The 12730-nt window shown below is 45.8% G+C and carries 13 protein-coding genes; all 13 read right to left on the reverse strand.

The window, feature by feature from the left end:
* Positions 1–41: 41 nt before the first annotated feature.
* A complete protein-coding gene (locus J2Z66_RS21440) occupies positions 42–1151 on the reverse strand; it encodes a Nif3-like dinuclear metal center hexameric protein (RefSeq protein ID WP_209974171.1) in 1110 nt (369 codons plus the stop codon).
* On the reverse strand, positions 1127–2068 hold the full coding sequence (locus tag J2Z66_RS43865; protein WP_209974173.1) for a tRNA (adenine(22)-N(1))-methyltransferase: 942 nt from the start codon (positions 2066–2068) through the stop codon (positions 1127–1129). Before J2Z66_RS43865 ends, J2Z66_RS21440 begins: the two co-directional genes overlap by 25 nt.
* Positions 2069–2091: 23 nt before the next feature.
* Positions 2092–2922, reverse strand: coding sequence for a hypothetical protein (locus J2Z66_RS21450; RefSeq protein WP_209974175.1), 831 nt, complete (start codon positions 2920–2922; stop codon positions 2092–2094).
* Positions 2923–3055: 133 nt separating this feature from the next.
* Positions 3056–4171, reverse strand: coding sequence for an RNA polymerase sigma factor RpoD (gene rpoD / locus J2Z66_RS21455; protein WP_209974176.1), 1116 nt, complete (start codon positions 4169–4171; stop codon positions 3056–3058).
* A 36-nt stretch (positions 4172–4207) separates the two neighbouring features.
* Positions 4208–6043: a DNA primase gene (dnaG, locus tag J2Z66_RS21460; RefSeq protein WP_209974179.1), complete on the reverse strand. Its 1836-nt coding sequence runs from the start codon at positions 6041–6043 to the stop codon at positions 4208–4210.
* 65 nt (positions 6044–6108) lie between these two features.
* Positions 6109–6573: a YaiI/YqxD family protein gene (locus J2Z66_RS21465; protein WP_209974180.1), complete on the reverse strand. Its 465-nt coding sequence runs from the start codon at positions 6571–6573 to the stop codon at positions 6109–6111.
* Positions 6574–6801: 228 nt separating this feature from the next.
* Positions 6802–7551: a DNA repair protein RecO gene (gene recO, locus J2Z66_RS21470; RefSeq protein WP_209974183.1), complete on the reverse strand. Its 750-nt coding sequence runs from the start codon at positions 7549–7551 to the stop codon at positions 6802–6804.
* 46 nt (positions 7552–7597) lie between these two features.
* Positions 7598–7750, reverse strand: coding sequence for a YqzL family protein (locus J2Z66_RS21475; protein WP_209974185.1), 153 nt, complete (start codon positions 7748–7750; stop codon positions 7598–7600).
* A gap of 95 nt (positions 7751–7845) precedes the next feature.
* Entirely contained in the window at positions 7846–8745 is a 900-nt protein-coding gene (era, locus tag J2Z66_RS21480) for a GTPase Era (protein WP_209974187.1), read from the reverse strand.
* Entirely contained in the window at positions 8742–9161 is a 420-nt protein-coding gene (locus tag J2Z66_RS21485) for a cytidine deaminase (RefSeq protein WP_209974189.1), read from the reverse strand. Before J2Z66_RS21485 ends, era begins: the two co-directional genes overlap by 4 nt.
* Before the next feature lie 20 nt (positions 9162–9181).
* A complete protein-coding gene (locus J2Z66_RS21490; RefSeq protein ID WP_209974191.1) occupies positions 9182–9889 on the reverse strand; it encodes a diacylglycerol kinase in 708 nt (235 codons plus the stop codon).
* Positions 9886–10407, reverse strand: a complete 522-nt coding sequence (ybeY, locus tag J2Z66_RS21495) for an rRNA maturation RNase YbeY (RefSeq protein ID WP_209974193.1) — start codon at positions 10405–10407, stop codon at positions 9886–9888. Before ybeY ends, J2Z66_RS21490 begins: the two co-directional genes overlap by 4 nt.
* Positions 10408–10450: 43 nt before the next feature.
* The gene (locus J2Z66_RS21500; protein WP_209974195.1) at positions 10451–12679 is read right to left on the reverse strand and encodes an HD family phosphohydrolase; all 2229 of its coding nucleotides are present in this window, start codon (positions 12677–12679) and stop codon (positions 10451–10453) included.
* Between the last annotated feature and the right edge of the window lie 51 nt (positions 12680–12730).

A 12730-nucleotide genomic window follows, 5' to 3' on the forward strand; every position in this document is an offset into this window, starting at 1 on the left:
TTCCTGCACTTCTTCATGCTTATTTATGCTTAAATTATAAACTATAAGAATTGAAAGGGTTCTGTCTCCACTTGCGATGCAATGACCTGCGTCTGCGTCTTAACCAGCTGTGCGGCGAGATAATCAGCTACGCCGCGCTTCATGATCTTCTCGACATTGTGTCCCACGTCGATAAGTGCAATCCCTGCTGCAGCGGCATCATGCGCTGTGTGATAATCGATGTCGCCGGTGACCAGTACATCGGCGCCCGCAAACAAGGCATGCCGCACATAGCGGCTGCCAGCACCGCCCAGCACGGCCACCTTGCAGATGGGCCGGCTCAGATCGCCGACGACGCGTACCGCGGGCACGTCGAAGGCCTGCTTCGTGAGCTCTGCCAGCTCACGAAGGGTTGCCCCGCCGGGCAGCTTGCCGACCCGGCCGAGCCCGTGCACCTTACCCGCAAGCTCCAGCGGGTACAGATCGTAGGCCACCTCTTCATAAGGGTGGGCCTTGATCATGACCTGAACAGCTTTGCGCTGCAAGCTTTCAGGCACAATCGTTTCCACGCGCACCTCCTGCGCGCGTTCCAGCTTCCCAGCCTCCCCGATGAAAGGCGTAGTTCCTTCCTGCGGAAGGAATGTGCCAGTTCCAGGGGTGCTGAAGCTGCAGCTGCTGTATTGCCCTACCCAGCCTGCTCCGGCTGTGAACAGGGCATCCAGCACCTGCTGATGATGCGTCTGTGGCACGAAGACGACAAGCTTTTTCAGCTTATCTGTGTGCACATCCTCAAGCGAACTCAGCTCTGTCAAGCCCAGCGCCTGAACAAGCATATCATTAACTCCGCCTTCAGCCACGTCAAGATTGGTGTGAGCGATATAGACCGCAATATCATGCTTGATCAGTTTTTCATACAATCGTCCTGCAGGAGTATCTGTCTGCAAATGCGGCAAGGGACGGTAAATAATCGCGTGATGAGCAATGATCAAATCAATACCTTCATTGATTGCTTCTTCGACTACAGCGTCTGTTACATCCAAGGCAATAAGCACCTTACGGATTTCCTTTTGCAAGGTTCCGAGCTGAAGGCCGATCTTGTCATCTGACATCGCATAATGCTTAGGTGCAAGCTTCTCGAAAAGCTGTATTACGGTTTGACCTTTTGCGAACAAGCGTGAAGCACCTCCTTAATATCTTCGATTTCCTGACTAACGGCCTGAGCTTTAATCTTCGAAGCTTCTGCGGCGGATCGAGCAAGCTGCCCACGAATCATTTCCAGTTTCTCTAACTCGCTTTCCCATTTACGAAACCAAACCACAGGTGCTTCCTCAATCAAATATGGCCCCATTTGCAGCAGCTTTGCTCTGCTCACTTTTAGCCCATTAGCCAATAACCTATCTTCATATAAACTTTTCAACGTATGCGAAAGCGAATGGCTTCCTTGCTCCTGTTCTTGCTCTTGTCCTTGCTCTTGCTCTTGCTCTTGCTCTTGCTCTTGCTCTTGCTCTTGCTCTTGCTCTTGCTCTTGCTCTTGCCCTTGCCCTTGCCCTTGCCCTTGCCCCTGCTCCTGACCTTGCCCTAGTCCCTGCCCTTGTCCCTGCTCTCCCCCACAATAACTAGCCGCCAAAATTTCATAAATTTTGCCGTCTTCTTCCACAATGGTTTCGGCTTCGAGCAGCCAGGCTTCTTTATCAAGCCAGCGACGGACCTGTTCCTCTCCCACGTTAGGTTGAAGGATCAGCTTGCTAATTCCGGCCAGCTTTTCCTTGCCTTCCTCCAGTATAGCTGCAATCAGGCTTCCGCCCATGCCGGCTATTGTGATAACGTCCACTTCACCCGGGGTTAGCACTTCCAGGCCATTTCCTCCGCGCACATCAATACGGCTGCTCAGACCGCTTTCTCTGACTTGCCTGGAAGCTGCTTCCATTGGTCCTGGATTGACCTCTCCGGCTACCGCAAAAGTAACGATACCAGCCTGAGCCAGGTAGCAGGGAAGCAGGGCATGATCGGAACCAATATCGGCTAAACGGCTTTGTGGTGGTACCCAATCTGCGATTAGCTGCAAACGTTTTGATAATTTTAGCTTCATTTTATGTAACCCACTTTATTCATTTATATAACCCACTCTATCCATTTTTTTCGTAATAAGAACAACACAATACCTGCAGCCACCAGCTTACACATAAAAGAAAATTGAATGATTTGCATGGTAACGCCTACACTTGTCAAAAAACTGATGCCTTCCGGAGCAAAAAGGGTTAAAAAGCCTACTAAAAATAAAATACCGGAATTTTCCTTGCTTTTATGATGAACGAGCCAGGCTATCCAAACGAAAAGCAAGCTGACGGGCAGCCAGGTTAGCTCAAGCGACCACCAAATGGGCGATTGAAGCTTGTGAACAAGCATCCAGCCGTAGGTCCCCATAAGGCCTATCCAGCCACTAAAATGTAACGATCCTATTTTACCAAACAATCCGCATAATAACCAAATCAGACTGCAGCTGGCAATAAAGGTTACATAAGCGCTCGACGAGTCAATTTGCTGCCCATCCATTATGTATAGTCCTATGAAGAGTATAAAGAGAGAGGTAATCCCACATACCAGGTTGGCTATCAGGGGTGCTCCCTTTCTCCTTCTGAACCCTAGCGTGTAGCCGATTAGACCAACTAAAACAGAGACGCCTATTTGCAATGGAATTCCAAAAGAGTTAAAATTGAGAGCAGAAAAGGAAAAAATCCCAATTATAGCCATTATCAGTAGCCATATTTTCCAGTTGCTGCGTGCTATCGAGTCAGCCGGGACGCCCATTAAGGATTTAGGCTTTTCCATTCCTTCTTCCAAATATAAATTCATCAGGAAATCGCAATAATGTTCTGGCAGCAGCCGGCTTCTGCGCCAATGCTCAATTTCTTTTACAATTATTTTTCGTTTTCCATCTTCCATATTAGCCTCACCATCCTAGCTCATTTATCGGCTGCAGAGTCTTCATATTTTACTCGCTCTTCATATTTTACTATTTTATAGCCTTACAAAAAAAAGAAGCCCCACCACTTCAGGGCAGGGTCGCATCATAGCGTTATTCCAGAAAATCCTTCAGTCTCTTGCTGCGGGAAGGATGTCTCAGCTTACGCAATGCTTTCGCTTCGATTTGGCGAATCCGTTCACGAGTTACACCGAATACCTTGCCCACTTCTTCTAAAGTTCGGGTTCGGCCGTCATCGAGTCCAAAGCGCAGCCGCAGCACATTTTCTTCTCTTTCCGTTAAGGTGTCGAGTACGTCCTCCAGCTGTTCCTTGAGAAGCTCATAAGCCGCTGCATCTGCAGGTGCCAAAGCTTCCTGGTCTTCGATAAAATCTCCAAGGTGCGAATCATCTTCTTCTCCAATTGGAGTTTCAAGCGATACAGGCTCTTGGGCGATTTTCATAATCTCCCTCACTTTATCTGTGCTAAGATCCATTTCTTTGGCGATTTCTTCCGGTGTAGGTTCTCTCCCGAGTTCCTGAAGCAGTTGGCGGGAGACACGAATAAGCTTATTAATCGTTTCAACCATATGTACGGGAATCCGAATGGTTCTCGCCTGATCGGCAATAGCCCGCGTAATGGCTTGACGAATCCACCACGTTGCATAGGTGCTAAATTTATATCCCTTGGTATGGTCAAATTTCTCAACAGCTTTGATAAGTCCCATGTTGCCTTCTTGAATCAGATCCAAGAAGAGCATGCCTCTGCCCACGTAGCGCTTTGCAATACTAACAACTAGCCGCAGGTTAGCTTCGGCCAAACGGCGTTTGGCTTCTTCATCGCCATTCTCAATCCTCTTGGCTAGATCCACCTCATCATCCGCTGATAGGAGCGGAACCCTGCCGATTTCCTTCAAATACATCCGGACAGGATCGTTAATCTTAATGCCTGGAGGCAGTGTAAGATCATCATCAAAGTTGAACTCGTCATGCTCCCGATCTTCAGGAGCGACCGTTTCATCGTCAGACTCGTTCCCAACGTCAATGCCCATTTCCGAAAGCTGTTCGTAGAATTCGTCAATTTGCTCAGGATCCTGATCAAATGGAGCCAGCTTTTCCATAATATCTTTATACGTTAGCGAGGAACGTTTTTTCCCAAGCTCAATGAGCTGTTCTTTTACTTGGTCCAGCGTTAATTCTGTCTCAAGCTCTGTGTGCTGATCATTCGCCATAATACGGACTCCCTCCCCCCTAGAAGCTCGGTACCACTAAGATGACTTAAGCTGTTTTTCTAGGGTTATAATCTCAAATGCTATTTGTGCTGCCATCCGATGGTCTCCTGCTTGCTCAGCCTGAGTCATTTCTTCTTTCTTGCGAGCAATCGTTTGCTGCATCGGATACTTCTTAATTTCACGGATATAGTCCTCAATCACTTGATCGTATCCACCGTGATTTGCTCCAATCATAACGATGGAGCTGGCCAAGCTCTCTAATTGATCATCTTGCAGCATGGCAATATATTGGCTTGCATTCGGCTCCATATACTGAGCGTAGTAAGCATATAAATAAGCAGCTAATACTGCATGAGCCTCGACATAAAACTGATCACCCAATTGCGTCTCTACCTGCAGGCACACTTCACGGTCGTGCATCATAATGGCCAGCAGTTGTCGTTCTGCGTTGTGGTATGCAGGAAATAGCGTGGTTTTTCGTTCCGCTGCTCTCCTATTATTCATAACATTATTCCACAGAAATGGTTTATTATCCCCGCTGCTCTTGTTTTTTTCCGATTGCAGCAGGTGTTCGCTTAAATCCTGCTTTAACGCCTCAAAGGAGGATTCCGGAAATTCCGAGGATAATTGCTTCAAATAATGTTCTCTTTCTATAGGAGAAGCTAACCCCGCAATAGATTTAATCGCGGTTTGCAAGTAACGGACCCTATCGCCATCCTCATGCATTTTAAAATTTTTGCGAATGTAGAGAAGCTTATATTTCATCGATGGTACGGCAGGCTCCACAATCTCCCGTACAAATCGTTCAAAGCCAAAGTTCGAAACATAATCGTCTGGATCCCGGCCATCCGGCAGCATAGCGACATTCACACGACAGCCGGCTTCTTCTAGAAGCGGAATGCTTTTGAAAGCTGCGGACTGTCCCGCACTATCTCCATCATAGCATAAGACAATTTGTTCGCTGTTTCGGTTCAATAATCCTGCATGCTCTTTCGTAAGTGCCGTCCCCATTGTCGCAACCCCATTGAGAACTCCAGCTTCCCAAGCCTTAATGACATCCATATAACCTTCAAAAATTACCGTCTTCTGGAGCTTGCGAACATTAGGCTTAGCGAGATGCATATTGTATAAGGTTCGGCTCTTATTAAATAGAACAGTTTCCGGACTGTTTAAATATTTGGGCTGTGCATCACCCATTGCTCTGCCTCCAAAACCAATCACCTTGCCAGAGGCATCACATATTGGAAATATGATACGTTCACGAAATTTATCGAGGTAACCATCCCCTTCAGATCTCGCAGAAATCAGCCCCCCCTTTTCCATAAGCGCCAAATCAAAGCCACGTTTCTCGAGCTGTTTTACAAGCGTATCCCACATCGCAGGAGCATAACCGATTTGGAACGTCTCGATGAGCTTATCTGATACCCCGCGGGAACGGAGATATTCGAGCGCTACTTTCCCTTGATCGGTATTTCCCAAAATGTAGTTGTAAAGCTTGGCAGCAAACTCGTGAGCTTTAAGCAAAGCCGACTTCTCCTGCTGCTGCTCGGTCTGCTCAGCAGTTGATTCCTCCCATGTGATTGGAATTTCTGCTTGTTCTGCTAATCCACGAACTGCTTCGGCAAAGCTATATCCTTCAATCCCCATAAGAAAATGAATGGAATTACCACCAACCCCACACCCAAAGCAATGATAAATCTGCTTTTCCGGCGTGACTGTAAAAGACGGGCTTTTCTCGGAATGAAAAGGGCAGAGACCTTTCATATAATGGCCTTGCTTGCTTAAATGAACGTACTTGCCAATGACATCAACAATATCGTGCCGTCTAAGGACAGCCTCGATCACCTCTTCAGGTATGCGTCCGTTACTCAATTCCAACCACCTTCATTCCAGTAACGCTCTTTCCGATGCCGCCGTTTCCGACGTATAACTATTCGCTACCCAGAACCATAATCCTGCAAACGCGTTAAAACTTTTGTCAGACTTTGTAGAAAAAAAATTCGATCTTCCTCAGTAAAAGGCTTGGGCCCCTTACTGTGCTTGCCGTTTCTGCGCTGTTTGGCAGATTCATGACGCCTTTCCAGGAGAAAGTCGATGGTTTCATCTGTGTATGTCTGTCCCCTATTAGACAAGACTACAGCCTTTTTAGCTAGTCCGATTGCAGCCAATCCAAAATCTTGAGTTACTAATACATCATTAGGTTTAATATGATTGGCGATGTACAGATCCACGGATTGATCACTGCGGTCCACCTGCACAACGGTCACCCCATCGCTTTCTTTCATCCGATGGTCAAAGGAAGCAACGAGCAGCACCTGAATACCAAATTGTACAGCCGTTTTAGCAATTTCAGGTTTAACGGGACAGGCGTCGGCGTCGACGATAATTTTAGTTGTAGGCATCCCTTTAGTCCCCCGGTGCTCGCTGCTTAATTGTTGTCGTACTAAGATATATACGATGAATAAATAAAAATTCCTGCTTATATTAATATAAAACATTCGGTACTTTATAAATCATAAGTATGTTGTCCATTTATTAACAGAACATATGCGCAAAAAATCTCGCCGTTATGCCATCAAAAGACATAAGGGAGAGATGCTTCATTACTCGCAGAAACTACCGGCCTATAGCTAAATATTGTATTTCTCCATCTGCTCAATAAACCCTCTGGATTTCCATTTTATTCCTATATGATGATCCATATAAGCTTTCATACAAGTTTTTAGCTGCACTTTGGTTTCCTCTTTTACTTGGATAGCGCCAAGTCTTCTCATATCCATTCTGGGGAAAAGCTTGAGCAGTTTCAGTGTACCAGGTGCCGCAAGAGCTGCGAATGGATCCTTAAATTTGCAGTTTATACAAAGGACCCCGCCCATTCCGGGACTGAATGATTGGAGATCTGAAGCCGAACCGCAAGATACGCAGCAATCCGTTATCGGCAGGTAACCAGCAAGCTCCAGCATTTTCATTTCAAATAAATGGACCACGATCTGCATATCCTTCTTATCTTCAATGGCTTGCAGTCCTGCTTTCAACTGTTCAAACATATAGGTACTGCCCTCTTCATCTCCATGCATACGATCTGTCATTTCCACCAAATATGCCGAATACGCCGACATGTTTAAATCCTCGCGTAATAGGTGATGTGCCTCTATGATATCGGCTTGATTGAGTGAGCCCATTTGTCCGTGCTGTTTGTAAAACACAAAATCGGCATACGTAAACACTTGGGTGGCAGCGGCATGCCGGCTTTTTAACTTTTTGGCACCTCTGGCCATCACACTGACTTTGCCAAGCTCCGAAGTAAACAAGCTGATAATCTTATTGCCTTCCCCATAGTCCATACTACGGAGTACGATCCCTTCCACATTGCGCAGCACATCTCTTCCCCCATGAATCCGCAGAACGAGCACATGCTAGCATATGCTACCCGTTCAGTCCACCCGGCGGATCTTCAATTCCCTGCTGTTCTTCCCTTCCATCGGAATCTGCCTGATTACCTCCCTCTACTTGTTTGTAGAGTAAGTAAGCATCCAAATCACCACTTATTGAAAAGTATTGCCACGAGAAGTCCTTCATGTTTACCAGCTCCTATTTTTTAAAAAAATAAATGATCTTCATAGGATGGTATCTTCATGCAGGAACTATGCGTTGCAATAACTGGTATGTCTTCGCTACTCGCCGCGGAATCCAAGATCACGCAGTACTCGGTCCTGATTTCTCCAGTCTTTCTTCACTTTTACCCATAGCTCCAGGAAAGCTTTAGAGCCCAGCAGTGCTTCGATATCATGTCTGGCCTTTTGTCCAATTTCTTTAAGCAGTGCACCCTGCTTGCCGATAATAATCCCTTTTTGTGAATCCCGTTCCACGAAAATAACGGCGGAAATCCGCACAAGTCCGTTCGACTGAACTTTCATATCTTCAATTTGGACAGCAATAGAGTGAGGAATTTCTTCCCGGGTCAAATGCAGTATTTTCTCACGGATAAGCTCAGCGCAAACAAATTGCTCCGGATGGTCGGTCACTTGATCCGCTGGATAGTACTGCGGGCCTTCTGGTAAATAACGAACAATTTGATCGAGTAGTGTTGTGATATTGTTGCCGCTAAGTGCGGAAATAGGCACAATCTCGGCAAAAGCATATAAATCCTTATATTGAACTATAATGGGCAGCAGTGCTTCCGGATGAACCTTGTCAATTTTATTTAAAACTAAGATGACAGGTGTTTTGACAAGCTTAAGCTGCTCAATAATGAAGCGGTCTCCGCCACCGATACCATCGGCTACATCAACTAGAAATAAAATGGCATCGACTTCGCCTAATGTGCTTTGAGCAACCTTGGTCATATAGTCACCCAGCTTAGAGGTTGGCTTATGTATACCAGGCGTATCTAAAAACACGATTTGTCCTTGCTCTGAAGTGTAAACCCCATGAATTTTGTTACGCGTTGTTTGTGGCTTATCTGACATAATAGCAATTTTTTGACCGATGATTTGATTCATCAAAGTTGATTTACCTACATTGGGCCTTCCGATAATAGAAACGAAGCCCGACTTGAATTTCTTTTGACTCATTGTTTTCCCTCCTGTTGCTGTACATCATTTGGTGTGAACGCTGCCGGCAAAAGCTCGGACACCGTCATAACGACTATTTCACCTTGTAAATTACCCATAATTACGGGCATATCTGGCCGGCATAGCTCCAAAAGCACTTGTCTGCACACTCCACACGGCGCAATGGGTGCTTCTGTATCACCGATAATGGCGATTGCCTGGAAGGATCGCGGGGGATTTCCATCTGCTATTGCCCGAAACAGCGCTGTCCGTTCTGCACAATTTGTAGGGCCATACGCGGCATTTTCTATATTACAGCCCAGATGTAGGCTTCCATCATCCCCCAACAGCGCAGCTCCTACACGAAAATGGGAGTAAGGGGCATAAGCTCGATTTCGGGCCTCCAGGGCTTGTTCAAGCAGTTTTTCAGGATTCAATCAAGTTCTTCCTTTCTCTTTCAAAGCAAGTTCATAAAGGCTAGCGCAAGAACAGTTACAGCAGCACCAATTATGGCCCCCATAATAAGCGCCGGAAATGGTCTCGTTTTCTTATCATACAGGATAATAAAGATAATTGCCGATAATGTGTAAGCTAACAAAACAATTAGCGTATAATTGGCAAAAATGGCTATTAAGGTAGAAACCGAAAAGGCTACAGCGCTTAATAAACTTGGCCGAACAAACTTTCCTTTATCGGAGAACCGGGTTTCAATGACGATAACTGATAAAACGACCAAAGCCAACAGCACCCAAATGATACCAGGGGACATCGGATTGTCCTGCTGTTTAGCCTGACGGAATAAGTTATCTATGGGCTCATAAAATACAATCATTCCAACAACGACAGCAAAAACTGCTGAGACTAATACGGATGCCGCGGCAACATCCTTCGCAATCTTGGCCAGTGGATGTTTATCCGGCATGGCAAGATCCACTGTTTTTTCTACAGCTGTATTGATCAGCTCAGTGACAAGCATCAGCGTTACCGCCAGAAGCAGGAATAGAATATCGGTCTTGCTTAAATGAAAAAATAAAGCCGCAATCAAAACAAGAAAAGCAACAAAGAAATGGAATTTCATGTTGCCTTGCGTGTCTAAAGCATATTTGATTCCTTCGTACGCATACCGGAAGCTCCGCCGCCACCTATGAAAGCCGCTTCCTCTCAACGGGTAAGACCTGCCCTCTGGAGAATGCTTTCTTGCTTGGCAAACATAGCTTTCTCTTGCTCCTCGCTCTGATGGTCATAGCCGATCAAATGTAGAAAGCCATGTACAAACAGAAATCCAAGCTCACGCTCGAAGGAATGTCCATAATCCTCCGCTTGTGCAATTGCTCTCGGAACGGAAATCACGATATCACCAAGAGGCTCGATAAAGGAGTCAGAGTCTCCCACATTTTCTTCCCCAGCCTCAGCTTCCTCGTAATGAATCTCAAGCTCGTCCTCTCCGTTTTCGGACATCGCAAAGGATAATACATCTGTAATTTTGTCCATATTCCTGTAATGCTTATTCAGCTCTTGAATCGCTTCGTCATTCACGAATGAGAGGGCGACCTCCCCTTCACTCACGCCTTCCAGCTCTCCGGCAAACTGCAGCAGCTCTTCCAGCTTGGCAATCAGTTCAGGTGTAATATCTTTAACGGTCTGCTCATTGTTCCACTCCAGGGTTAAATCAACGCTAGCCATTGTTCCGCCTCCGTTTTTCAACAATTTTCAGTCACATGGGTTCCTAGGAAGTTTTCTTTGGAGCCAGTTCACCAGGATATTCGATACGGGAGTGGAATATCCCCAGCAAGGTTTCATTTAGCGTCTTGGCGATAATATCAAGCTCTTTTAGTGTCAAGTCACATTCATTGAATTGTCCGTCATCAAGGCGCGACTTAATGATTTTGTGAACCATGGAATCAATCTGCTCAAGTGTAGGATTTCGCAGTGAACGTACAGCAGCTTCAACGCTGTCTGCAATGCCTACAATAGCCGCTTCCTTCCCCTGTGCTTTCGGCCCCGGATATCGGAAATCCTCCTCACGAAACTCTTTACTCGTATTTTCCTCTTCCGCCTGTTTAATCGCCTTATGATAAAAATAATGCAAAAGCGTCGTACCATGATGCTGTTCAGCAATATCACGAATCGCTTTCGGAATTTTGTGCTCCTTCAGCATTTCCACACCATCACGCGGATGTGCCGTTATGATGGATGTGCTTAGGTTCGGATCGATACGATCATGCGGATTTTCAATATTCGTCTGATTTTCAATAAAATACATTGGCCGCTTTGTTTTCCCGATATCATGGTAATAAGATCCTACCCGGCATAACAAGCCATTGGCGCCAATAGATTCAGCTGCAGCCTCCGATAAGTTGCCGACCATCACACTATGATGATAAGTTCCCGGAGTTTCTGTCAGTAATTTACGCAGCAGTGGATGATTCGGGTTGGAGAGCTCGACCATCTTCAGCGGTGACAAAATGCCAAAGGCAACTTCAAAGAATGGCAGCAGACCTATTACAAAAACAGCGGTCATCAAACCGCCAGTTGCGGCAAATACCAGCGATAACAGTGCTTCCTTGTGGGAAATCTGACCTTCGAGCAGCAGTATGGATGTGATCGTTAGCAAGCCAAAAAGCGAAATGACAAACCCTGCTTTGAGAATAGTCGAACGCTGGCTTGCCCGCTGAATCGTAAATACAGCCATAAAGCATACTACCAAAGTAACCAGACCGTAGCGGAAATCAAACAGCTGCTCTTGCTCCAGATTGAAAATAATACTGGAAAGAATAGCGAACAGCACCGAAGAAATAAAGGCCAGCTGCGTATCAAGCAGAATTGCGATAAGAATGCTGCCCATAGCAACAGGAGCCAAATAGCCAATGTATGGATAATCTAAATTTTGTCCCAAAGTAATGATCTTCATTCCTACTACATTGATCGTAAAGATCAAAATTAGCATAATTAGCTGCGTATTATTGGACTGGATCGGCAGCGCGCTTTGTCTGACAAACATAAACAAAAGAAAAGGTAATAACACAGAGAGCACCATAAGCCCAAATTGCGGTAAATGATTGGCTTTATCCTTGAGCAGCTCCAGCTTGTCCAAGCGTTGATAAAGCTCCTCCGTTATCATCTCTCCCTGATTAACAAGAACATCATTTTTGTTTATATAGACAATGTTTGCGCTCTCTCTGGCATCTGTTCTGGCATCATCGGTTCCTTTTTGATCAAAAAATTTATTCGGGGTAAGCACCACTCTTACGAGCTCCTGCACCATTTCCCGCGTCGTATTTTTCGTTAAATCGGAGGTGTTAACTAGCTCAGCCACTTTGGCTCTCGCTTCCTGGGCATCCAGGATGGGGTCATTGATCAGCTTCGACACAATCCCCTTGGTTACCGGATGCATAGCCGCCAAATCGGCCGTCGTCAGCCGCGGCAGCTTGAAATACACTTCCTCAGGCACTCGGTACTGCTGCTCCTCAAGGCGTTTCTTAATTTCCTCGAACAGATCCTCATTGTACTGACCGCTGTCGCGCAGTGCCTTAATGGCCTGGTTCTCCACATCAGTGACGAGCTGCGGAATTACTTTTTGAAAAATGCTTACTTTATCTTCAGTTTTGACTTCGGCATCACTATTAATTTGCGTCAATCTATCAAAAATAGAGTCTACCATAGCATCATTTTTAAGGTTAACAATCCGGTATACCGGCAGCACCTTTTTCGCAGCTTCTTCCCTTGCCTTAGCTGTTTCAACGGTATTCTCCGTCTGACTTGGCGCATAAATCGTCTTCTCGCTTCTAGCACCTAGTTGAATATCATAGACTTGAGGTACTAGTTTGGTATGCAGAGCAAAATAAACTACAAGCGCAAGCAGTAAAAAAAGCAGAAGCCGAGCCCAAGCGCTATATTTCCATCCGATCAGCTGTTCATGAATTTTACCTTTGGCTTTTACTTCATCCTTGTTCATGGAAGGTCATTCCTCTCTACCAAATAAAGCAGCCATTCCACTCCATTATGA

This window comes from Paenibacillus eucommiae (genome assembly GCF_017874215.1).
Taxonomy (GTDB): Bacteria; Bacillota; Bacilli; order Paenibacillales; family NBRC-103111; genus Paenibacillus_AI; species Paenibacillus_AI eucommiae.